At 54.7% G+C, this 21,846-nt stretch carries 25 protein-coding genes; 6 read left to right on the forward strand and 19 right to left on the reverse strand.

The window, feature by feature from the left end:
• Positions 1-5 precede the first annotated feature (5 nt).
• Positions 6-788, reverse strand: coding sequence for an S-methyl-5'-thioadenosine phosphorylase (gene mtnP, locus BUA65_RS06000; RefSeq protein ID WP_072868032.1), 783 nt, complete (start codon positions 786-788; stop codon positions 6-8).
• 196 nt (positions 789-984) lie between these two features.
• On the opposite strand from mtnP, the gene BUA65_RS06005 reads away from it, so the two are divergent.
• Genes BUA65_RS06005 through BUA65_RS06015 form a run of 3 tightly spaced genes read left to right on the forward strand, consistent with a single transcriptional unit; the run spans position 985 to position 1,773 of the window.
• A complete protein-coding gene (locus BUA65_RS06005; protein WP_072868033.1) occupies positions 985-1,260 on the forward strand; it encodes an ArsR/SmtB family transcription factor in 276 nt (91 codons plus the stop codon).
• A gap of 49 nt (positions 1,261-1,309) precedes the next feature.
• Positions 1,310-1,516, forward strand: coding sequence for a hypothetical protein (locus BUA65_RS06010; RefSeq protein ID WP_072868035.1), 207 nt, complete (start codon positions 1,310-1,312; stop codon positions 1,514-1,516).
• A gap of 14 nt (positions 1,517-1,530) precedes the next feature.
• Positions 1,531-1,773, forward strand: a complete 243-nt coding sequence (locus BUA65_RS06015) for a hypothetical protein (RefSeq protein WP_072868037.1) — start codon at positions 1,531-1,533, stop codon at positions 1,771-1,773.
• Between the two features lie 21 nt (positions 1,774-1,794).
• On the opposite strand, the gene BUA65_RS06020 is transcribed toward BUA65_RS06015, so the two are convergent.
• Positions 1,795-2,238 (reverse strand): hypothetical protein, encoded by a 444-nt coding sequence (locus tag BUA65_RS06020; protein ID WP_072868039.1) that lies wholly within the window; start codon positions 2,236-2,238, stop codon positions 1,795-1,797.
• Between the two features lie 317 nt (positions 2,239-2,555).
• Entirely contained in the window at positions 2,556-2,996 is a 441-nt protein-coding gene (locus tag BUA65_RS06025) for a hypothetical protein (RefSeq protein ID WP_072868041.1), read from the reverse strand.
• 143 nt (positions 2,997-3,139) lie between these two features.
• Here BUA65_RS06025 and BUA65_RS18995 point away from each other — a divergent pair, with 143 nt between their 5' ends.
• Positions 3,140-4,201 (forward strand): NAD(P)/FAD-dependent oxidoreductase, encoded by a 1,062-nt coding sequence (locus BUA65_RS18995; RefSeq protein WP_072868042.1) that lies wholly within the window; start codon positions 3,140-3,142, stop codon positions 4,199-4,201.
• On the opposite strand, the gene BUA65_RS06035 is transcribed toward BUA65_RS18995, so the two are convergent.
• Complete coding sequence (locus tag BUA65_RS06035) at positions 4,198-5,313, reverse strand: GerAB/ArcD/ProY family transporter (protein ID WP_165613205.1); 1,116 nt, start codon at positions 5,311-5,313, stop codon at positions 4,198-4,200. The two genes, BUA65_RS18995 and BUA65_RS06035, sit on opposite strands and share 4 nt — an antisense overlap.
• Before the next feature lie 115 nt (positions 5,314-5,428).
• Here BUA65_RS06035 and BUA65_RS06040 point away from each other — a divergent pair, with 115 nt between their 5' ends.
• Positions 5,429-6,529 carry an NAD(P)/FAD-dependent oxidoreductase gene (locus tag BUA65_RS06040; RefSeq protein ID WP_072868046.1) on the forward strand — a complete coding sequence of 367 codons (1,101 nt, stop codon included), beginning with the start codon at positions 5,429-5,431 and terminating at the stop codon, positions 6,527-6,529.
• 33 nt (positions 6,530-6,562) lie between these two features.
• Here the strand turns inward: BUA65_RS06040 and ftsY are convergent, their stop codons facing one another.
• From ftsY to BUA65_RS06115, 15 genes are all read right to left on the reverse strand, one after another.
• Positions 6,563-7,474, reverse strand: coding sequence for a signal recognition particle-docking protein FtsY (gene ftsY / locus BUA65_RS06045; protein WP_072868048.1), 912 nt, complete (start codon positions 7,472-7,474; stop codon positions 6,563-6,565).
• A gap of 14 nt (positions 7,475-7,488) precedes the next feature.
• Positions 7,489-8,208 (reverse strand): ribonuclease III, encoded by a 720-nt coding sequence (gene rnc, locus BUA65_RS06050; protein ID WP_072868050.1) that lies wholly within the window; start codon positions 8,206-8,208, stop codon positions 7,489-7,491.
• Between the two features lie 18 nt (positions 8,209-8,226).
• Positions 8,227-9,462: a beta-ketoacyl-ACP synthase II gene (gene fabF / locus BUA65_RS06055; RefSeq protein ID WP_072868051.1), complete on the reverse strand. Its 1,236-nt coding sequence runs from the start codon at positions 9,460-9,462 to the stop codon at positions 8,227-8,229.
• A gap of 78 nt (positions 9,463-9,540) precedes the next feature.
• Positions 9,541-9,771: an acyl carrier protein gene (gene acpP / locus BUA65_RS06060; RefSeq protein ID WP_013823343.1), complete on the reverse strand. Its 231-nt coding sequence runs from the start codon at positions 9,769-9,771 to the stop codon at positions 9,541-9,543.
• Positions 9,772-9,821: 50 nt separating this feature from the next.
• Positions 9,822-10,565, reverse strand: a complete 744-nt coding sequence (fabG, locus tag BUA65_RS06065; RefSeq protein WP_072868053.1) for a 3-oxoacyl-[acyl-carrier-protein] reductase — start codon at positions 10,563-10,565, stop codon at positions 9,822-9,824.
• A gap of 1 nt (position 10,566) precedes the next feature.
• Positions 10,567-11,505: an ACP S-malonyltransferase gene (gene fabD, locus BUA65_RS06070; RefSeq protein ID WP_072868054.1), complete on the reverse strand. Its 939-nt coding sequence runs from the start codon at positions 11,503-11,505 to the stop codon at positions 10,567-10,569.
• The gene (gene fabK / locus BUA65_RS06075) at positions 11,502-12,455 is read right to left on the reverse strand and encodes an enoyl-[acyl-carrier-protein] reductase FabK (RefSeq protein ID WP_072868056.1); all 954 of its coding nucleotides are present in this window, start codon (positions 12,453-12,455) and stop codon (positions 11,502-11,504) included. Before fabK ends, fabD begins: the two co-directional genes overlap by 4 nt.
• Positions 12,433-13,488 carry a beta-ketoacyl-ACP synthase III gene (locus tag BUA65_RS06080; RefSeq protein WP_072868058.1) on the reverse strand — a complete coding sequence of 352 codons (1,056 nt, stop codon included), beginning with the start codon at positions 13,486-13,488 and terminating at the stop codon, positions 12,433-12,435. The genes fabK and BUA65_RS06080 overlap by 23 nt, the downstream gene beginning before the upstream one ends.
• Positions 13,488-14,498 (reverse strand): phosphate acyltransferase PlsX, encoded by a 1,011-nt coding sequence (plsX, locus tag BUA65_RS06085; protein WP_072868060.1) that lies wholly within the window; start codon positions 14,496-14,498, stop codon positions 13,488-13,490. The genes BUA65_RS06080 and plsX overlap by 1 nt, the downstream gene beginning before the upstream one ends.
• Positions 14,495-15,073, reverse strand: coding sequence for a transcription factor FapR (gene fapR / locus BUA65_RS06090; protein ID WP_072868062.1), 579 nt, complete (start codon positions 15,071-15,073; stop codon positions 14,495-14,497). Before fapR ends, plsX begins: the two co-directional genes overlap by 4 nt.
• Before the next feature lie 185 nt (positions 15,074-15,258).
• Positions 15,259-15,435, reverse strand: a complete 177-nt coding sequence (gene rpmF / locus BUA65_RS06095; RefSeq protein WP_072868064.1) for a 50S ribosomal protein L32 — start codon at positions 15,433-15,435, stop codon at positions 15,259-15,261.
• 27 nt (positions 15,436-15,462) lie between these two features.
• On the reverse strand, positions 15,463-15,999 hold the full coding sequence (locus tag BUA65_RS06100; RefSeq protein ID WP_072868065.1) for a YceD family protein: 537 nt from the start codon (positions 15,997-15,999) through the stop codon (positions 15,463-15,465).
• A gap of 142 nt (positions 16,000-16,141) precedes the next feature.
• The gene (locus BUA65_RS06105) at positions 16,142-17,191 is read right to left on the reverse strand and encodes a phosphotransacetylase family protein (RefSeq protein WP_072868067.1); all 1,050 of its coding nucleotides are present in this window, start codon (positions 17,189-17,191) and stop codon (positions 16,142-16,144) included.
• 12 nt (positions 17,192-17,203) lie between these two features.
• A complete protein-coding gene (gene acs, locus BUA65_RS06110) occupies positions 17,204-19,306 on the reverse strand; it encodes an acetate--CoA ligase alpha subunit (RefSeq protein ID WP_072868069.1) in 2,103 nt (700 codons plus the stop codon).
• A gap of 301 nt (positions 19,307-19,607) precedes the next feature.
• Entirely contained in the window at positions 19,608-20,339 is a 732-nt protein-coding gene (locus tag BUA65_RS06115; protein WP_072868074.1) for a tRNA lysidine(34) synthetase, read from the reverse strand.
• A gap of 256 nt (positions 20,340-20,595) precedes the next feature.
• Between BUA65_RS06115 and BUA65_RS06120 the strand changes: the two genes are divergently transcribed.
• Positions 20,596-21,513 carry a selenium metabolism-associated LysR family transcriptional regulator gene (locus tag BUA65_RS06120; protein WP_072868076.1) on the forward strand — a complete coding sequence of 306 codons (918 nt, stop codon included), beginning with the start codon at positions 20,596-20,598 and terminating at the stop codon, positions 21,511-21,513.
• The last annotated feature ends 333 nt before the right edge of the window (positions 21,514-21,846 follow it).

Below are 21,846 nucleotides of genomic sequence, written 5' to 3' on the forward strand. Positions count from 1 at the left end.
TTCCTTTATTTCACGGCCGAGGGATCCAGCGGTGACTCGTGACACAGGCAGGTGCGATCCGGGTCCAAAAGCTCAATGGCCCGCATAACCAGCCGGCGCAGGTTGCCTACATTTTCGGCCATCACATCCACCACTTCCTGGTGGGAGAGGCGGGTGGGTGAAATACCTGCAGCAAAATTGGTCACCATGGCAATGGTGGCGTAACAAATACCCGCCTCCCGGGCCAGAACCACCTCGGGCACACTGGTCATGCCCACCAGGTCCCCTCCCAACTGCCGGAACATGCGGATCTCCGCCGGGGTTTCAAAGCGCGGCCCCTCGGTACAAACATAGGTACCTGCGGCATGATACTCCAGTTCCAGCTCCTGCGCGGCCCGGGCCAGCGTCATCCGCAACTCTGGACAATAGGGGTCGGTCATGTCCAGGTGGACCACCCCTTTCTCCACAAAAGTCTGAACCCGGGACCTGGTAAAATCCAGAAATTGATCCACGAAAACAAACTGTTTGGGCTTCATTTCCGTGTTTAAAGAACCCACGGCAGCCGTGGCAAAGACGTTTTTCACCCCCAGTTGCCTGAGACCCCAAATGTTGGCCCGGTAGTTAACAAGGTGGGGAGGCACCGAGTGGTCTTCCCCGTGCCGGGCCATAAAGGCCACCTCCCTGCCGCGGTAGGTACCGATCTTTACCCAGGCTGGGCCAAAGGGGGTTTCCAGGCGTTTTTGGCGAACATCGCTTAAAATATTGGGGTACACTCCCGTCCCGCCAATGATGGCTATGCGTACAGTCATATTATAACCCCTCCGTTTCAGGCAAGCGTTATTCCCCTCGTTCAATTAGCCTTCTTTGTAACCTTAGCTACTATTCGCCCTTGCCGCTTACTTTCCTTTTAATTTATCAAAATTGACCCGCCCAACGGTCATTGACAGGTCGGGAAAAGCCGCTTTAAAATCGTAATATACTGATAAGACGATAGCAGGTGATACTATGAACAAAGTCCAGCAATACGAGGAAAAGGCCGAGATCCTAAAAGCCCTGGCCCACCCTATTCGCCTGTGCATTGTAGAAGGGCTGATCAACAATGAATGCAACGTGACCAGAATGCGAGAATGTCTCGATTTACCACAATCTACCGTTTCCCAACATTTGAGCATTTTGAAATCCCGGGGAATCATCAGGGGCCGGCGCAAAGGGACGGAAATCTGTTATACCGTAACCAGTGAGCTGGTCAAGGAATTGATGAAGGTTTTAATGAATAAGTGAGTGTATAGCCGGAGCTTCAAGGGCAAAGAATAAAATAGAGGTGGTTTGCTTGTCCCTCCTTACTGAAAAGGAAATCCTCAATTATGCTTTTAAAATGGCCATAGAAATGGAACAAAAGCGCCAGGCAAAATATGCCTTTTTAGCCCGCAATGCCCGGGACAAAAAGTTACAGGAGCTTTTCGGCAACTTTGCCGTGACCAGCCGCCGGCGCATCGCCCTGATGAAGACGGAAATGAAGAATTTAAACATTGGTTGAGGTGCAAAAGAACGGTGAATAAGCTGGATTTACTGTACGATGCCCTTACCGACAAGCTGTGGAGCCAGCATTTTTATAACGAACAGGTGCTCATGACGGTCAACCCTGTGGCACGGGATCTTTTTACGCGTTTAAGGGATGAAGAAGGCCAGCACGTGCTGGCCCTGCGCAGTGAAATCATAGCCATGGAAGCAAACCCTCTCCCGCCAAACAGAATTATGTCCGGGCTGGAAAAACGCTTGCGTTTCCGGCTGTAATCCGGACTACCCCTCACATCTCTATTCCCCAGGTTTTATTACCCCCAGCCACTCCCCCAACCACAGGAACAGGGTAAAGCCAACCACGTTCAGCCCCAGGCTCCGCCATAAGGACCAGTTAATATGCCGGAAATTTCCCGTAAGAATCATCACCCATTCAACCAACAAGTACACTGCAGACAGCACGATTATATAGGGCAACCGCAGCCAGCGCCTGACCGGGTAAAACCGGGCTACCGCGGCAGCGTTAATTAAGGTGGATAGAAAGTAAAGCAATGGCAACCCTCCCAGAGCCGGGAGGCCAAAACTATAAGCGAAAGCCCCCAACCTGATCAGGGTGCTGTCCAGCACGTAGACTACCGCCAAAGCGGCCAGACCCACGGGCCAGAGTTGAAGCCAACCTTTTTTCCCCACGAGCAAAACCGTCAAAAAAAAGGAGAAGAGAAACCAGACCAACCAGGCCACGGGAATACCCCTCCTTTTTCTTTGCCTGCCACCCCAGCACTCACCGTAACCAGGATTCTTTAATGGTACGAATGCTAACCATAGCTAGTTTTTGTTACTACGAAGGTACTTGGACCCGGTGAGTGCTGGGTGAGTGCTGGGCGGCGTCACGGTTGCCCTTATAATAAACGTGTCCTTACAAACGCAACCCTTTAACCACCTGCAGCCAGAGGACAACCGCCAGGGCCACTCCCAGAGAAAAAACTGTAAAGGTGAACAGATTCACGCCAATCCCCCCAAATCTGGAACAATTTACACGCCAGACGTACTTGGTCAAACTACCGCCAGCCCCTTCGCTGACTTTCCACCACCCAGGCCAGGGTGACAAAAACCGTAAAATTCACCAGAAAACTGGCCGGATGATACCAGCGGATGTATTCCAGGACACCTGCCAGCATGAACATGTGCTCCTGCAACAGGAAAAGGCCGGAAAAGACAAGTATATGCAGCCCCTGGAGCCAGCGTGGGGAAGGAAGATACTGCCCAAACAGGGCCCCCATGGTAAACACCGAGCCGAAGGTAAAGAACGCTGAGGAACAAAAAATAGGCAGGACGGGATCAGAAATCCGATAAAGATGCAGATCCTGTCCGATGAAATCAGTGAAAAGTTGTATAACGCACGCCACCAACCCGCCTACCAGGAGAGATACGCGGGACCGTCGTTCCGCCAGGGCAAAGAAAACAAGCCAGCTAATTGCAAAAGTGATTACCCAGGGCATCTCCTTTGCTCCTCCGCATTTTCCTTATTCTACCCCCCCAACCTGCACTATCATGTTACAGATCCGGGAATAAGACTTTATCAAGCCACCAGCTCATAATATCCCCCGGCGCAACGAACACTATGAACGGGAGATGATCAAAGTTGCGCGTAGCCATCATCGGGGCCGGCCCCAGCGGTTTGGCCTGTGCCCTGCAACTGCAACGCCTGGGTATTAAACCGGTTGTCTTTGAGCGCTTTCACCGCGTAGGCCATCCGGTGGAGCGGGCGGATATACTCTTGCACTTGGCGTGGCTTCCCGTAAAAGACCAGCTGGATTACCTGGCCCGTAAATGCGGCCTTTATCTGCACCCCATGGCTCCCCTGCGTACCATTATCATGTACAGCCCCAGCCGCCGGATGGTCATCCGAAGCCGGCGTCTCGGATATCTGGTCCACCGGGGACGCTCTCCCCTTTCCATTGAAAACCAGCTGGCAGCCGGACTCAGCTCGCCGGTAGTTTTTGATACCATTGCCGATCCGCGGGACCTGGCCCGGGAATTCGACCGGGTGGTGGTGGCCACGGGAGACAGCATACCCGCCCGCCAGCTGGGTCTGTGGGAGGAATATGACAGTGTAGTCATCAAGGGGGCCCTTGTGCTGGGGCAATTTGATCCCCACACCTTCCATATGTTCTGGGACACCCGTTACGCCAACCACGGCTATGGTTATCTGGCTCCCCTCGACCGGGGCCGGGCCAGTATCCACCTCTGTGTAGGGGGGATTAAACCTGAAGAGATGGATGATTACTGGGAACTTTTTCTGGAAGCGGAGAAACTGCATTATCACATCATAGAAACCCATGAACAGCAATTTCACTGCGGCCGGGTCAACCGTCGCCAGGTGGGCAACATCCTCCTGATTGGCAACAGTGGGGGCTTTGTCTGCAACCTCCTCGGCCTGGGCCTTTTTCCCGGGATGATCAGTGGAGTGCTGGCTGCCCGGGCCATTGCCGGCAATGATGATTATGAAAGGCTGGTAAAGCCTTTGACCCGGCGCATTAACGAACTGAACGAGCTGCGCTCAAAGCTGGACAAACTGGATAACCACGGTCTAGACCGCCTGGTAGGCATTCTGGGGATGCTCGGTATAAAGCATCTTATTTACCACTCCGGGTTGGATATAATACCTAAAATTTATGCCATCTTATCCGGGTTTAAAAATTAACTTTTCGCACCCAATCCGCGCACCCACGCCACCAGTAAAAGAAACAAGGGAATTAGAAATGTATGAAACAAAGCGTATCCGGGAAATACCTTCGTCTCCAGAACCCAAAAATCGGCCAAGGAATGATAGGCGACCAGTGAATAGACAACCATCCAGATCCCTACTGGCGCCAACAGGAATTGGTAACTGTTCAGGCCCAGCCACTGGGCTAGCCCCAAAGTCACCACATAATAAAGCAGGGCCAGTTTTATAAAAATGCCTCCCACCCAAACGGCCACGATCACCACATCCGGATGGGTCATTAAGGGTCCTAACCTGATGGCCCGCACCATTTCCAGGGCCGGAAAGTTCATGGCGGCGGTAACCTCTGCGGTAAAAAGACCGATGGCCAGCACGCCAATTTGCATGGCCGCCCCCAAACCCAGGAGCGCCCACAGGCCATTTACCCCGGCCCGGGTCTGGTCACTTAAATATGGATAGAGCATCAGTACAATCACAATTTCGGCTAAGATACTGACTAAGACAACACCTCCCCAATTCACCGGCCCCAGACCCTGTTCCATCACGGGTAAGAAGTTACCAAAATCTACCTGAGGCAAAGAACCGAAACCAACAAAAATAAGTGCGGCGAGTCCCAGGGGAAGCAAAATTTCGTTTAACCGGGCTATAACCTCAAGCCCACCGGAGGCAGCATAAGAAGCCACCAGCATCACGCTGATGGTAAAAACAACCATAGGTGTATAGGGCATAAAAGACGTTTTCATAATGTCTGCCAAAATTCGGGTGATGCTGGCCCCTATAAAAAAGAAAAAAATAACCTGCAATATTCCAACAAGGCTCCCGAGAAGGGGTCCCAATAATTCCCTGCTGTAATGGATAATGGTCTGACGGGGAAAACGGGAGGCCAGGGCTATGGCCACCGCCCAGATAATCAGGGCATACAAGACAGCCAGAATTACTGCAATCCAGGCATCCCGTCCGGCAACACCGGCCACCACTGCCGGCATGTAAACATCAATAGTGGAAATGATTAAAGTAAAGAGCAACATGGCCATCTGGCGGGAGGTAATTCTTCCCTTTTCAATGAAGTTGCCACTTCCACCCTGGTTCACCAGCATACACCCCTTTGCTTCCACATATTGTGTATGGAAAAGGGGGGCGATATGCATGGCCAATGCTCTTATAGAAACCTAAGGTGGAGTTCACTTGAGCATGGGAGGGACAAACATGGGTCGCCCCACGCCCCGGATTGCCATTATCGGCGCCGGTATTTCCGGCCTGGCCTGCGCCCTGGAACTGGAGCGTCACGGCATCGCCCCGGCTATTTTTGAGCAGCGCTCCCGTGCTGGGGAAACTTTTAACCACGTTGGCGGACTTTTACAGCTGATGTCCCGGCCTATTAGAGACGAAATGGATTACTTGCGAAAAGAACTGCATTTGCCTGTTAAGGCGCTGGCCCCGTTGAAGAGGATAATTATGCACATGCCCAACGTTACACGCACCGTCACCGGAAAGCTGGGCTATTTGCTTCTGCGGGGACAGGACGAAAATTCCACAGAAAGCCAGCTCTATTCCTTTCTAAAAACGCCGGTATATTTCAACCGTTATGCCAACTGGCAGGTGCTGGCGCGCCATTACGACTACGTAGTGGTGGCCGACGGCACACCAACGGTCGCGCGTACGCTGGGCTGCTGGCAGGAGTTCTTGAAAACCTGGGTGCGGGGAGCGGTGGTACTGGGGAACTTCGACCCCAACACCCTGATCATGTGGGTGAATACCAAATACACACGCCATACCTACGCCTACCTCACACCTTTTAATGCTCACCGTGCCTCCCTGATTTTAATAGTCAGCAATAGCAATGCCGATGAGGTTGAAGAGAAATGGCGTCTCTTTTGGGAAATGGAAGAACTTGATTACCAGGTTTTAGAGAATTTTTCCGTACAACATACCAGCGGCTATTGCTATCCGCCGCAAGTTGGCAATGTATTGATGATCGGAAATGCCGGGGGCTTTATGGAGCCTTTTTTAGGATTCGGCGTCATGGCCTCCATCAGGAGCGGGGTTTATGCCGGCCGGGCCCTGGCCCGGGGGGAATCCTATACCAGCCTGACCAGTGATTTGCGCCGGAAGATCTCTTACCTGGCGACTTTGCGCCAGCTCTTAAACAATATGGAAAACGAAGACTTCGATAACCTGGTGAAATTGATCACCACCCCGGGTATTAAACAGTTCATCTATAACACCAACATTGATATTTTACAATATGTAACGGCATTACTTAGATTCTCCGAACAAGTAAAGAAAAAAATTCGCCCCGGGACGTAAAAAAACCAGGCTCGTCTCGCCCGGTTCGGTTGGTTATATTTCAAAGAGAGCAGCTACAAATTCCTGCGGGTCAAAGGGACGAAGGTCCTCCACTCCTTCACCGATGCCGATAAACTTAACGGGTACCTTCAGCATCCGGCTGATGCCGATAATCACCCCGCCTTTGGCGGTACCGTCCAGTTTGGTCAGAACAATGCCCGTCACACCAGTGGCTTCGCCAAACAGGCGGGCCTGGGAAATGGCATTCTGCCCGGTGGTGGCATCAAGCACCAGCAACACCTCGTGGGGCGCCCCGCGCAGTTCCCGCCCCAGCACCCGGCGGATCTTTTTCAGTTCATCCATAAGGTTGCTTTTGGTGTGCAACCGCCCGGCAGTATCGATAATGACCATGTCCATTTTACGCGCGCGGGCCGCCTGCAGGGCATCATAGGCTACGGCTGCCGGGTCGGATCCTTCCTTATGTTTGATGACATCCACTCCTACCCGCCGGCTCCAGATCTCCAGCTGGTCGATGGCTGCCGCCCGGAAGGTATCCGCCGCCCCTAGAATTACCCGCTCCCCCCGTGATTTGAAGTAGTGGGCCAGTTTACCGATGGTGGTGGTCTTACCCACGCCGTTCACCCCCACCACCAGGATTACCGTCGGGGGGCCACCCCTGTTAAGGGAACTCTCTCCCGCACTTAATATGCCCTGGATGAGCTCCTGCAAAAGGGGCTTCAACTGCGCGGGATCTTTTACCTTTCGTTCTTTAACCTGCCGGCGCAGGGTTTCCATCAACTCCAGGGCCGTTTCCACCCCCACGTCGGCACCGATTAGCGCTTCCTCCAGCTCATCAAAGAGGCTTTCGTCAATGGCCTGGCGTCCGGTAACGAGATTTTCGATCTTCTCCACCAGGCCCTGGCGGGTTTTGGTTAAACTTTCCTTCAGGCGGTTAAAAAGTCCCATCCCCATAAAACCTCCTACAACCCTTTCCCCTGGAGATATCCCAGCCTGGTCAGTGCCCGGCACGCTGCCTGTTGCTCCGCTTCTTTTTTCGAACGCCCCTGTCCCCGACCCATCTCTTTACCCCCAAAATACACCGCAGCAGTGAAGATTTTATGATGATCAGGTCCTTCCTCACGCAAAATGGCGTAACTGATGTCCACTGTACCTTCCTCCTGCAGGATTTCCTGCAGTTCTGTCTTATAGTCCCGCTCCACACGGCCTTCTAGCACATCTTTAATAACCGGTTTGAGATATTGCAGGGCAACCTTTCTGGCCATCTCCAGCCCCTGGTCCAGGTAAACGGCTCCTAAAAGGGCCTCAAAGGCATCAGCCAGGATGGAGGGGCGTTCCCGCCCCCCCGAGCGCTCCTCTCCCCGGCCCATGTAAAGGCAGGAACCCAGATCCAGTTCCCGGGCCGTCCGGGCCAGGGAGGGCTCGCAGACTACCGCCGCCCGCAACCGGGTCAATTCCCCCTCGGTGTGCCCGGGATAGGTGCGGTAGAGATAATCGCTGACCACCAGTTCCAGTACCGCATCGCCGAGGAACTCCAACCGCTGGTTGTTTTCCTGGCCCCGGGAAGATTTTTCGTAGGCATAGGAGCTGTGGGTCAAAGCCAGGTGCAACAGATCCTCGTTTTGCCAACTAAAACCCAGTTTATTCTTCAAAATGCCGATTCTATCTTCATGATACGTCATTTTATCACCATTTTAACCTTAAAGCTTCCGGAATATTAAGGTGGCGTTATGTCCCCCAAAACCAAAGGAGTTGCTTAAGGCCACCTCCACAGGCACATTGCGGGCCTGGTTGGGTACATAGTCCAGGTCGCATTCCGGATCCGGTTCCTCATAATTGATGGTCGGGGGAATTACTCCGTGGTAAAGGGCCAGCACGCAGACGGCTGCCTCCAGGCCACCCGCCGCCCCCAGGAGGTGGCCGGTCATGGACTTGGTGGAACTGACGGCCAGCCGGTAAGCGTGATCACCAAAGACACGTTTAATGGCCACTGTCTCCAGCCGGTCTCCCAGAGGGGTGGAGGTACCGTGGGCGTTGATATAATCCACCTTTTCCGGCGGAAGGCCGGCATCTTTGAGGGCCAATTCCATGGATAAAGACGCCCCGCTGCCCTCGGGATCGGGCGCCGTAATGTGGTAGGCGTCGCAGCTGGTACCGTAACCCACCACCTCGGCGTAAATGCGGGCCTTTCGCCCTTGGGCGTGCTCCAGGGTCTCCAGGATCAGGATGGCCGCCCCTTCACCAATGACAAAACCGTCCCGCCCGGCATCAAAGGGCCGGCTGGCTTTCTCCGGTTCGTCATTGCGGGTAGAAAGGGCTTTCATGGCCGAAAAACCCGCCACCGCCAGGGGAGTGATGGGCGCCTCGCTGCCGCCAGTGATCACTATATCCGCATGGCCCCACTGGAGCAGGCGAAAGGCGTCACCCACGGCATGACTGCTGGAGGCACAGGCGCTGGTGACAGTTAAATTACAACCCCGCAGCCGGTGGGTGATGGCAATCTGCCCTGCCCCCATGTTGGCAATCATCATGGGGATGAAAAAGGGGCTCACCCGTCCAGGGCCGCGTTTCAGAAGAACCTGGTGCTGCTCCTCCAGGGTCTCAATACCGCCAATGCCCGAGCCCAAAATAACGCCAACCCGATCCCTGTCCACCTGTTCCAGGTCAAGACCGGCATCCTCCAGGGCCATGTTGGTGGCAGCCAGGGCAAACTGGGTAAAGCGATCCATGCGCCGGGCTTCTTTTTTGTCAATGTACCGGGTGGGGTCGAAATCCTTTACCTCGGCGGCAAAGCGGGTATCGTAGGCACCGGCGTCAAAGCGGGTAATGGGCCCCACGCCGCTCTTCCCTGCCGTAATATTGGCCCAAAAGGTTTCGACACCGGTACCCACCGGGGATATTATCCCCACCCCGGTTATCACAACTCTATTGGACAAAACCTTACCTCCTTAAGCGATTCATGAAAGCTTATTTCAAAAAGTCCCGCGTGATGATCGCGGGACCCGGGATTTTACTTATAAATGCTCCTGAATATATCTGACGGCCTCACCCACGGTGCGGATCTTCTCCGCATCCTCATCAGGAATAGTCAGGTCAAATTCCTCTTCCAGGGCCATCACCAGTTCCACAATGTCCAGGGAGTCAGCCCCCAAATCTTCAATGAAGGAGGCTTCCATGGTCACTTCGGATTCATCTACCCCCAATTGTTCCACAATGATGGCTTTAACCTTCTCAAAAACGGACAAACGTTTCACCCCCTTCCACTGCTACTATACACAAACTTTATGTACCAGGCCTACATAGTTAGACCTCCGTCAACGACAATGGTTTGCCCGGTAATATATCCCGCAGCATCGCTGGCCAGGAAAACTACCGCCGCCGCTACCTCTTCGGGCTGACCGAAGCGGCCCAGGGCCACCCGGCTTAACATTTTTTCCCTGACGGCTTCGGATAGGGAGCCGGTCATATCCGTAAGGATAAACCCCGGTGCCACCGCATTGACAGTGATGTTCCGGGAGCCCAGTTCTTTGGCCACCGCTTTGGTCAAACCGATGAGCCCCGCCTTGCTGGCGGCGTAATTGGCCTGGCCGGCGTTGCCCGTGATACCGACCACCGAACTGATGTTGATGATGCGGCCCCAGCGGGCTTTCACCATCAACCGGGAAGCCGCCTTTATAGTGTTAAAAGCACCCTTTAAATTTACGTCCAGCACCCGGTCCCAATCTTCATCAGCCAGGCGCATCACCAGGTTATCCCTGGTGATCCCCGCGTTATTCACCAGGATATGCAGTGCACCCAGTTGCTCGGCGGCCACATTAACCAGTTTTACCGCCTCGGAAGGCACGGAAACATCCGCCTGGCAAGTTACCGCCTGCCGGCCCATCTCCCGGATCCGGGCAGCCACTTCTTCGGCGGCGGTAGCCTGACCGTTAAAATTCACCACCACGTCCGCCCCGGCCCGGGCTAAAGCCAGGGCAATGGCCCGGCCGATGCCCCGGGAAGCGCCGGTAACAATGGCCTTTTTACCGTCAAGTAACATTTTAGCCAACCTCCTTAAGGCATGCAAGGACTTTTTCCAGAGACTCCGGGTCCTGGACCGACCAGCAGTTTACCTGACGGTTAATTTTGCGCAAAAGGCCACATAATACCGTCCCGGGACCCACCTCGATAAAGGCCTGGACGCCGCCGGCAATGAGCCGCCGCATGCTTTCCTCCCAGCGCACGGGGCTGTAAACCTGCTGTACCAAGAGCCTTTTTACCTCCTCTTTGGAGGTCACGTAGTCGGCGGTAACATTGGCCACCACTGGTAACCGGGGATCGGCCATGGCCACCTGTTCCAGTTCCCGGGCCAGCTTCTCCCCGGCCGGGAGCATCAAGCTGGAATGGAAAGGGGCGCTTACGGCCAGGGGAACGCACCGCCTGGCTCCCGCTTCTTTGGCCAGCACACAGGCCCGTTCCAAAGCCTGCGTTTCCCCAGCAATGACCACCTGACCGGGACAGTTGAGGTTGACCGCTTCCACCACCCCGGCATCGGATGCCCGGCGGCAGATCTCCTGAACCGTGGGAACATCCAGTCCGAGAACGGCCATCATCCCCCCGGCTCCCAGGGGTACCGCCTCCTGCATGAACTGGCCCCGCTTGCGCACAATTTTTACCGCATCGGCAAAGGTCATGGCCCCCGCCGCCACCAGGGCGCTGTATTCCCCCAGGCTGTGGCCGGCAGCCACGTCCGGTACTACCCCTTTTTCCCGGAGCACCCGTAAACAGGCCACACTTACCGTGAGGATGGCCGGCTGGGCATTCACGGTATGCTGCAGTTCCTCTACCGGGCCTTCAAAACATAAGCGGCTCAAGGTAAAGCCTAAAGAGGCGTCGGCCTCTTCAAAGGTGCGCCGGGCAACCGGGAAGCACTCGTACATCTGACGGCCCATACCCACATACTGCGACCCCTGGCCGGGGAAGATAAAGGCCAGCTTCATTTGCCGGACACCACCCACCGGGATGCAGCCGATAGCAAGGCCGCCGCGCCCCGCACTACGTCCAGAACAATTTCCCGGGCGGGCTGAATTTCCCGCACCATGGCCGAAACCTGCCCGGCCATCACCGAACCGTATTCCACATCGCCTTCAACCATAGCCGCCCGCAATTTCCCTACTCCCAGCCTCTCCAGTTCTTCCGGCGGGGCGCACCGGCTTTCCAGTTCCTCAAATTGTTTACTCAATTTATTGCGTAGTACCCGCACCGGGTGGCCTGTGGGCCGGCCGGTGACCACCGTATCCCGGTCCCCGGCCTTAATCACCATCTCCTTTACGGCCGGGTGAATGGTACACTCCGCCGCGCACATGAAACGGGTACCCATCTGGACACCCTGCGCCCCCAACATGAGGGCGGCGGCCAGACCCCGGCCGTCATAAATACCGCCGGCGGCAATGACGGGAATATCCACCGCGTCCACAATTTGCGGGACCAGGGGGAAAGTACACAGCTCACCCACGTGGCCGCCGCTCTCCATGCCCTCGGCAATAAGGGCATCCACACCGCTTCTGGCCAGGCGCCTGGCCAGGGCCACCGAAGCCACCACCGGAATTACCCGGATGCCCGCTGCCTGCAGGCCGGGCAGGTATTTCCCCGGGTTGCCCGCCCCGGTGGTAATTACCGCAACCCGTTCCTCCAGAAGCACCTGCATCACTTCGTCTACGAAAGGTGAGCGCAACATCACATTAACCCCGAAAGGTTTAGACGTCAGTTTCCGGGCCAGGCGTACCTGCTCCCGCACCCATTCCGGGGGGGCCTGGCCGGAACCAATAATCCCTAACCCGCCGGCCTCGCTAACGGCAGCAGCCAGTTCGGCAGTGGAAACCCAGGCCATCCCACCCTGGATGACGGGATATTCGATTCCCAGCAAATCACAAAGCTTCGTGCGGATAATGGTTATCCGTCTCCCTTCTCAAAGGTTTTGAACGGTAATCGTGCCAGCGTAGCAGGGTGGCTCCCCAGGTGAGACCTGCGCCAAAGGCCACCAGCACCACGTGATCGCCGTTCTGGATACGTCCCGCTTCCAGAGCCTCGTGCAAAGCCAGGGGAATGGAAGCGGCTGAAGTATTGCCGTAACGGTCCACATTGATCCATACCCGTTCTAAAGGCAGGTCAAGCCTTTTAGCGGCGGCCTCGATAATGCGGGTGTTGGCCTGGTGGGGAATTAAAAAATCCAGCTCTTTTGTATCCAGACCGGCTGCCTGCAAAACCTCCCGGCAGCTCTCTTCCATCACCTTGACGGCAAACTTAAATACTTCCCGGCCATTCATATGTATGAAGTGCTGTTTTTTAGCCAGTGTTTCCTCCGATGCCGGGCAACGGGAAAGGCCCGCCGGAAGGGATAAAAGAGGTCCCCCCGATCCCTCCGCACCCAAACGGGTGGCCAGGATGCCGTAGCCCTCAGGCACTGGACCCATAACTACTGCCCCGGCGCCGTCACCAAAGAGGACACACGTGTTGCGATCCTGCCAGTTCACCAACCGGCTCAGGACCTCAGTGCCAATGACCAGAACGGTTCTGGCAGCCCGGGCGGCGATAAACTGGCTGCCGCAGGCCAGGGCGTATATAAAGCCGGTACACCCCGCCTGAACGTCAAAGGCCCCGGCCTTTTTTGCCCCCAGGGCATGCTGCACCAGACAGGCCGTGGCCGGGAACAACATGTCCGGGCTGTTGGTAGCCACGATTATTAAATCAATTTCCTCACCGGCAACCCCGGCATCCTCCAGGGCCTGCCGGGCGGCCTGAACGGCCAGGTCGGAAGCTGCCTCGTGATCCGCAGCAATATGTCTTGTCCGGATGCCCGTGCGGGTGCGGATCCACTCGTCACTGGTGTCCACCATACGCTCCAAATCTGCATTGGTAAGTACCCGTTCAGGCACATAAATGCCCGTCCCCCAAATTCCTGCGGGCAAAATTTGTTTGGACATTAATTTATCCCCACTTTCTGGTGCTCCGCCATGTCTTCAATACTGCTCCGGATGGCGCTTACCAGGCCGGTTTCAACCGCTTCCCTGGCCCTTTTAATGGCGTTTTTGATCGCCCGGGCAGTGGAACTGCCGTGACAAATGATGGATACCCCGTTGACTCCTAAAAGCGGTGCGCCACCGTACTCCGCATAATCGATGCGCCTTTCAAAGCACTTTAAAGCAGAGATAGCCATGGCCGTACCCATTTTGGCCAGCCAGCTCCTGGTAACTTCCTCCTTGATCATTCCCAGCAGTGCCGTGGCCAGCCCTTCTCCGGCCTTTAAAACAATGTTCCCCACAAAACCATCGCAAACTACCACGTCTACCGTACCGGCGAAGATATCCCGCCCCTCCACGTTACCGATAAAGTTTATTTTTGCCTGGCGCAGAAGGGGAAAGGTGGCCAGGGTGAGTTCGTTGCCCTTTGTTTCTTCTTCACCCACATTTAAAAGGCCAACCCGGGGCCGGGGAACGCCCAGGATTTTTTCGGCATACAGGGAACCCATAATGGCAAACTGCAATAAATGGTGGGGTTTGCAGTCCACGTTGGCTCCCGCATCTAAAAGGACGGTTGTTCCCCCACGCCGGGGTAAAACACTGGCTATGGCCGGGCGGTCAATCCCCTGGATGCGTCCGAGACCTAAAAGGGAAGCCGCCATGGCCGCTCCCGTGCTGCCGGCAGAAACCAGGGCCGCTGCCTCCCCTTCCTTAACCAGCCTGACAGCCTGCACAATGGAAGACTGTTTCTTTCTCCGGACTGCTACGGCCGGATGTTCCCCCATGGCAATAATTTCCGGAGCGTGGAACACCTCAATAGGAGCCGGAGGTGACTGGCCCAGCTCGGCCAGAATTTTTTCCCGGTCCCCCACCAGAATGATCTCCTGGCGGTATTCCCGGGCCGCTTCCACTGCCCCCCGCACGATTTCTCCCGGCGCATGGTCACCGCCCATGGCATCAACGGCAATTTTCACTGCCGCCAGACCTCCTCTGCTATAGCGAAGATGAGAAATTTTCCTTCCAGCACTACCTCATTATTGACTCTTGAGGCAACCCTTACCATATATTTATTGCCTTTTTTGCGCCTTACAAACGCTCTGGCTACCACCTTTTCCCCGCAGAACACCGGCCGGCGGAAACTAACCTTGGTGGTGCCGGTAAGGGCCACCTCCGCATCGCATAAAGCCACCGCCAGGGAGTTGGCCTGGGCAAACAAATAATGCCCCCGGGCCACGCGGGTGCGCTTGAGGGTCATCTCATCGGTGATGGTCAGTATGGAAACGCCCGATTTGCCTATATTCAGTTCCACCAGTTCACCCACCAGATCGGTCTCACTCAAAGCCCGGAGCCGGCCGTAAACGCCCCGGGCCACCTGCTCTAAACGCTCTCGTTTTTCCGGAATATGTAACTCGCTGCGATCCAACCGGATGGTCTGCACGCTGACCCCCAGGATGGCCGCCAGATCCTCATCGGTAAGGAAAGGGTTACCGGTCAGGTAACGGGCCACCAGCTGCTGCCGGTTCAGTTTTCCCGTATGGCTTCTGGACATCGCCCCATCACCAAAATTATTTTAGCACCAGGTACTAAATAAAGTATAGCGGGAATGCCAAAAAAAAGCAACTCCTCCAGGGCAAAAAAATTTTCCGGCGAGGCAGGGCAAACATACCCGCCTTTACCGGAGCCACTGGTGCTAAAACCTGATTATATGTGGATTAAACTATTGCAACCGTTCGACTACTGAACTCTCACCACTTCTTTTGCCTTGTAATACCCGCATTCCGGGCAAACCCGGTGAGGCACGATCAGGGCATGGCACTGGGAACAACGCACCAGTCCTGGGGCCTCTATCTTCCAGTGGGCCCGCCGCATTCTGGCCCGCCGCTTGGAAGTTTTCCTTTTCGGAACACCCATAACACTCCACCCCCCTTTAACCAAAGGTTACCGGTTGCTATCCTTTAGCATATCCTTAAGTATCATCAGGCGCGGGTCCACATCCTCCCCGGGACAGGCACAGGGTGCCATGTTCAAATTCTGGCCACACCGGGGACAGAGGCCGCGGCAACCCTCATTACAAAGGAAACGCATGGGCAATACCAGCAAAATGCTCTTCAGCACTTCCGGCGTAATATCCAGGACATCGCCGGAAAAGGGGATCCATTCCTGGTACTCTTCTTTAGTTGGATCTACCACAGCTATCTCTTCACTATCCGCAGGATAATATACCTCGCTCAGCGGAGCCTCCACCGGCACACAAAAGGGCTCCAAACAACGGGCACAACGGACTTTCAGGGTGCCCCTGACCCCCCCCTGTACTAAAAGGGCTTTCCCGGTATTACTGATCTCCAGGGACGCCCTGGCAGGCCCGTCAAAGCTCAACCTGTCCCCGTGGAACTCCAGTTCCGGCAAGGGAGAAGAAAGTTCCACCTGTATGCTTTCCCCGGGGCTTCTTTTTAGATCCGCCACATCAACGCGCATGTCAAACACCCCTTAATTTAACAAAACTCATTATATAGAGGTGTCGTTCCTTTGTCAAGGTAAATGCCTGGGCAGCCCGCCCTCAAGGGCATTAAAAACACCGCCGGTCGCCTGGCCGGCGGTGTGGTATGCTGGCCTACAACTAGCGCAACACTTCCACAATGGTCTCCCACTGGCAATACTGTTCCACGTTTTCCAGGGCTACTTTAATTCCGGTGGTATCACCCGGCTTCAAGCGACGGGACAGGTGGCTGATCTTTTCGATGGTGGTATAGGTATCATAATGAACCAGGATCAGGGGCACTCCCTTTTCCTGCGCCCGGGCAATTACCTTTACGTCGGGATAGAGGCCTCCGGTAAGGATGAGCACCGAGGTGCTGGTTTCCAGAGCGGCCAGGGCAACATCGGCCCGGTCGCCACCCAGAATCACCGCCTTATCGGCAGTGCGGCGGAAATAGCTCAGGGCGCTCTCGGCGGTCATGGCCCCGACCACCACATCCTCCACCAGGCGCTTTAGATTTTCGCTACCGGTCAAGATTTCCCCGCCCAGAACTTCATAGTATTCTTCCACGGTAGGGGAAGCAATTTCCGGACGGCGGGGAATTACACCCAGAGTGCGGTAGCCGTTTTCTTCTAAAATGGGCCGGTAGATACCTTCGATCTTGGCCAAAAGGGGACGGGGAATATTATTGAAAACATTGCCCAGCAGATTTACCCCCGCCGCGGTAAGGCTGCGATTAAAGAACAGGGCCTGGTCAAAGCCAAAATCATTTTCAATGTTTAACACCAGCAATATCTGAGCGTCCAGTTTTCTGGCCAGGGTAATATCGTCCAGCCCGCAGGCAGCGTAAGCGTAGGGGTAGGCCGCCCCGCCGATAATCACCACATCAGCGCCTGCGGAAATCTGCTCGTAAGCCTCACGAACCCTGGAAAGAGCGTCTTTACAACCGTTCCCGGACAGATAGGACGGTCCGATAATCCGGGGAACTATTAGTTCCAGGGGCACGTCCATCCCCAGCACTTCCCGCATTAAAACGGCATCATCATCCACCCGTTCCGCTCCCCGGGAAGGGCTCCCGATGGGTTTAAAGTAGGCGACCCGAAACCCTTCCCTTTGCAATTTTTGCGCCAGCCCCAGGGCCAGGGCCGTTTTACCGCTGGCCGGAGTGCCCATAATATACAGATTTTTCATCAGGCCAACACCTCACGATATGGTAATTTTAATATCAAGGGCACTTAAGCCCTGGTTATAAACAAAGACGGGGTTAATATCGATTTCATTGATCTCCGGGAAATCCAGTACCAACCGGGCCGTACGTCCGATGGCTTCCACCAGCGCCGGCAGGTCGGCCGGCTTCTCGCCCCGGTAACCCCGCAAGAGGGTATAGGCTTTAGTTTCAGAAAGCATGGTTTCAATCTCCCGCCGGGTGAGCCCCTGGGCCAGACGGAAGGAAACATCTTTAAGCAGGTTGACGTAAATACCGCCCAGACCGCAGGCAATCATGGGGCCGAACTGCACATCCCGGGTCATGCCGATGATCAGCTCCACGCCCTTGGGCATCATTTTCTGTACCTCTATGCCGTAAACCACAGCCTGGGGCAGCAGGCGATGGACGTTCTCCATAATCTCGATGAAACCTTTACGTACTGCTTCGGGGGAATCAAGGCCAATTTTTACGCCACCTACGTCGGTCTTGTGCAGGATCTTGGGAGAGGCCACCTTGAGCACCACCGGGTAGCCCATTTTTTCGGCTTCCTCCACTGCCTCCTCGGGGGTGGCGGCCAGGGAAATGGGAGCGGCCGGGATACCGTACGCCCTGGCAACGACTGCCGCTTCGCTACCCAGCAGTACCAGGCGGTTATCCCGCATGGCATCGTAAAAAACGGCCTTGACCGCTTTCTTGTCCACATCGGGATAGTTGAGATCACTTTCCCCCGCGGGGGCACTCCGAAATTCACCGTAACTAACCAATCCGCTGATCGCTGCAATAGCCGGTTCGGGGAAGGTAAAACAGGTCATGCCGGCTTCGGACATAAGCCGTGCCCCTTCAGCCATGGATTCGCCGCCCAGGTAAACGCCCATAATTGGCTTGTGGGGATATTTCTTTTGCAGCTCAATTACGGCCTGGGTGGTTTCCAGGGGCTGAGCCACAGCGGTGGGGCACATTAAAACGACAACACTGTCTACGTTTGGATCGTCGAGAACTCTTTCCAGGGCGAAACGATAACGGTCGGCCCTGGCATCACCCAGCACGTCCACCGGGTTGTACAGGGCGGCCTCGGCGGGTAGCCCCCCGCGCAAATCTTCAATGGTTTCCTTGGTAAACCGGGCCATGGTCAAGGACCTGGCTTCCACATTATCCGTAGCCACAATGCCCGGACCACCGGAGTTGGTCACAATGGCCACCCTCTTGCCGGCCGGAACCGGACAACGGGAAAAGGCTATGGCCAGCTCAAAGAGCTCGGTCATGGACCGGGCACGGATTACGCCGCACTGCCGGAAGGCCGTGTCGTAAGCCAGGTCACTACCGGCCAGGGCACCGGTGTGGGAAGAGGCGGCCTGGGCACCGGCCTGGCTGGTACCGGACTTGAGAATGATTACGGGTTTTTTACGGGTGGCCTCGCGGACCACTTCCAGAAAACGAGGCCCGTCGGCCACGTCTTCCAGGTAGCAGGCTATTACGCGGGTATAGGGGTCTTCCGCGGCTTCGGCAATGAAATCTATTTCCGAAAGATCTCCTTTATTACCCAAACTGACCATCTTACTGAAACCAAGACCAACAGACCGGCTCCAGTCCAGGATGGCAATCAGGGTGGCACCGCTCTGGGAGAGGAAGGCTATGTCGCCTTTCAGGGGGAAAGTTTTGGTGAAAGAAGCGTTGATGGGTGTATGGGTATCCATCATACCCACGCAGTTTGGTCCCAGCAAATGCATGCCATACTGGCGGCAGATGGCTACCAATTCTTTTTCCAGCTCCAGACCCTCTTTGCCAATTTCCTTAAACCCGGCAGTAACTACCACCAGGTTTTTGACACCCTTTTCTCCACACTCTCTGGCTACATCCAGGGTTCTGGCCGCGGGAACGGCCACAACGACCAGGTCCACCTGCTCCGGAATGGCCGAAACCGATGGATAAACCGTTAAACCCTCAATTTCCTCCTCCCTAGGATTGACCGGATAAATTTGCCCCGGAAACCCCGACTCGATCAGGTTCTTCACTATGGAGTGGCCTACTTTACCGGGTTTTTTTGAGGCACCGACAACAGCTACCGCATTCGGGTTGTAAAAGTTGTTCAGTAGTCCCACATTCTCACCCCTTATTGGAGCAAATTGAGCGAAAACTTAAAAACTAATTATACAGCATACAATACACAAACGTCTTTTCTTCAATTATAAAGGGGTGAAAAGTGTGAGTAAATAGCTACACCGGGCACCAATGAAAATAGTAATTTTGTAAATTGAACGAAAGTGAGATTTTAATTTTTTGTGGCATTTTTCAAGCTTTTTTCAACTCAACAATAAACCCGTTGTTTAAAATTTGATATTACAGGCCGGTAACTGGGCTCGCTTAGTTTTTTCTGTTTTTGAATATTACCCGGCTAGAGTGTTACTTTGTTACCGGCCACAGGTTGCGTAGATCCGCCGTCTTGAGAGCATTGAGAAAGCGCAGGTGCAATTCGGGATACCTGGTAAGTAGATTAGCCACGAACTCCCTCATTTCCTGCCGCTTGGTCCTGCCGTTTACGGGACAGGGATTTTCCAATACGGGCAGTTTTTTTTGCCGCGCCATCTCCCGCACCTGCTCCTGGGTCAAATAAATTAAAGGACGGATCATGGTGACATCGCTGCGGCTTAAATAAGTAACGGGAGAAAAAGTGCGAAACTGCCCTGTGTAAAAAAGGCTCATGAAAAAGGTTTCAATCACATCATCCAGGTGATGTCCCAGGGCCACTTTGTTGCATCCCAGATCCCGAGCGGTATTGTTCAAAGCCCCCCGGCGCAGGTTGGCACATAGGGCACAGGGGTTTTTCTCCTGCCGGATATCAAAAACTACTTCGGCAATATTGGTGGGTTTATAGTAAAAAGGAACCCCTTCGCGCTCACAAAACTCCCGCAACACGTTTGCTTCCATATCCCAGCCGGGATCCACATAAATGCCGTGCAGAGAAAACTTAATGGGTGCCACCCGCCGGACAAGGTTCAGGATGTGCAATAGCACGCTGCTGTCCTTCCCCCCGGAAAGACCCACGGCCACCCGGTCCTCATCCGCAATCATGCCGTAATCAACAATGGCCCGCTTTACCCGGGTTACCACATACCGCTGAAACTCTTTGCTCAAGGTTAAACCGCTCCTTGAACTTTCGAAATTTACCCCTCCAAGTACATACACCCTAATTATATTTGCCGTTACCGTTCTGTCAAAGGTAAATAACAACAGCTGGCCCGGAGCAGGATTTTCACTTTACTATATAGAAAGAACACCACGTTGAAATAATTTTTCAACGAGGGATAACGTATTCTCAAAGCAAGTACTCTTTTTGCTTTTCGTCTGAATATTCCCGGAAATAATCTTCCGAAAGGTGTTGCAACTTTCCATGAATATAAAACAGCTGGAAGCTTTTTTGCTGGTCGCTGAACTGCGCAATTTTACCAAAACCGCCGGGCAGCTGGGGATGAGCCAGCCGGCGGTAAGTTTCCAGATAAAAGCGCTGGAGGAAGAACTGGGCGTCACCCTTTTGGAGCGTAATGAAAAAAAGGTGCTGCTTACCGAGGCCGGACGGCTTCTCTACCCCGAAATCAAGCAAATGGTACGCCACTACCGGAAAATCCGGGCCATGGTCAATGAACTCCAGGGTTTGAAAAGCGGCCATCTCATGCTGGGAGCCACCAGCATGCCTGCCGAATGCCTGCTGCCTATTTTTATCGGCGGTTTCCGTGAGCAGTACCCGGGAGTCCGGGTCAGCCTGCAGGTGGGCAATAGCGCCGCCGTAGCACGCTGGTTACAGGACCGGGAGATCGACATCGGCGTTCTGGGAGCGGCAATGGGTGGAGAGAGTATCGAATACCACCCCTGGTTGGAAGACGAGTTGATCTTTATCGTTCCCTCCTGGCACCCCTGGGCGGGCAACAACATCTCCCTGGAGGAATTGACCCGCGAATCACTGATTATCCGTGAAGCCGGTTCAGGCACCAGGCAGGCCCTGGAGGCCAAACTGGCCGAACACAACATTAACGTGGAGCATTTTCCCAGCATACTGGAACTGGGCAGCAGCCAGTCCATGGTGCAGGCGGTCCGGGCTGGGCTGGGGATAGCTGCGGTTTCCCGGCGCGCGGCCCACGATGCCCTGGAAGCAAGCAAAGTGGCCCGGGTAATTATCCCGGGAATGCAAATCCGTTACTACCTGTACCTGGCCTGGCCCCGGCAGGTCAGCAACGGCCTTTCAGCAGCCATTTTCAAAAGCTTCCTCATGGACCGGGAGCTCTGCCGCCGTTTGTTGGGGGAAACGGGCTGATATATTTTATCCTGTTGCCTTATAAGACGCGCTTGCTCAGCACAAGTTTCTGTTCAAAAGGGAGGAAATTTCCTCCCTTTTGTGATTTTACATCGAACTGCAGACTACACCTGAAATGTATAAAGCACCTGCTGTGGCAGATAATATACAATCAGGTATAATATCCCTGATTTGCCGCAGAGTAAATGTTCAGTCACCCCGCCATGGTACCGCGTTGTCCACGCTCACTCCAGCGCTCTGCAAGTCGCTCGCTTTGGAAGCAGCACTCACTGGTATACTAAATCTTCCCAAAACCGGAGGTATCAATTAAACCTGAAATACCAGTAGTAGCGT

The sequence above is a fragment of the Desulfofundulus thermosubterraneus DSM 16057 genome (genome assembly GCF_900142025.1).
Taxonomy (GTDB): Bacteria; Bacillota; Desulfotomaculia; order Desulfotomaculales; family Desulfovirgulaceae; genus Desulfofundulus; species Desulfofundulus thermosubterraneus.

Excerpts from the sequence above, each read along its gene's own strand:
- mtnP (WP_072868032.1), bottom strand. The coding sequence starts at position 788 with ATGACTGTACGCATAGCCATCATTGGCGGGACGGGAGTGTACCCCAAT.
- BUA65_RS06005 (WP_072868033.1), top strand. The coding sequence starts at position 985 with ATGAACAAAGTCCAGCAATACGAGGAAAAGGCCGAGATCCTAAAAGCC.
- BUA65_RS06025 (WP_072868041.1), bottom strand. The coding sequence starts at position 2,996 with ATGCCCTGGGTAATCACTTTTGCAATTAGCTGGCTTGTTTTCTTTGCC.
- BUA65_RS06040 (WP_072868046.1), top strand. The coding sequence starts at position 5,429 with ATGGGTCGCCCCACGCCCCGGATTGCCATTATCGGCGCCGGTATTTCC.
- ftsY (WP_072868048.1), bottom strand. The coding sequence starts at position 7,474 with ATGGGACTTTTTAACCGCCTGAAGGAAAGTTTAACCAAAACCCGCCAG.
- rnc (WP_072868050.1), bottom strand. The coding sequence starts at position 8,208 with ATGACGTATCATGAAGATAGAATCGGCATTTTGAAGAATAAACTGGGT.
- fabG (WP_072868053.1), bottom strand. The coding sequence starts at position 10,565 with ATGTTACTTGACGGTAAAAAGGCCATTGTTACCGGCGCTTCCCGGGGC.
- fabD (WP_072868054.1), bottom strand. The coding sequence starts at position 11,505 with ATGAAGCTGGCCTTTATCTTCCCCGGCCAGGGGTCGCAGTATGTGGGT.
- BUA65_RS06080 (WP_072868058.1), bottom strand. The coding sequence starts at position 13,488 with ATGTCCAAACAAATTTTGCCCGCAGGAATTTGGGGGACGGGCATTTAT.
- fapR (WP_072868062.1), bottom strand. The coding sequence starts at position 15,073 with ATGTCCAGAAGCCATACGGGAAAACTGAACCGGCAGCAGCTGGTGGCC.
- rpmF (WP_072868064.1), bottom strand. The coding sequence starts at position 15,435 with ATGGGTGTTCCGAAAAGGAAAACTTCCAAGCGGCGGGCCAGAATGCGG.
- BUA65_RS06100 (WP_072868065.1), bottom strand. The coding sequence starts at position 15,999 with ATGCGCGTTGATGTGGCGGATCTAAAAAGAAGCCCCGGGGAAAGCATA.
- BUA65_RS06105 (WP_072868067.1), bottom strand. The coding sequence starts at position 17,191 with ATGAAAAATCTGTATATTATGGGCACTCCGGCCAGCGGTAAAACGGCC.
- BUA65_RS06120 (WP_072868076.1), top strand. The coding sequence starts at position 20,596 with ATGAATATAAAACAGCTGGAAGCTTTTTTGCTGGTCGCTGAACTGCGC.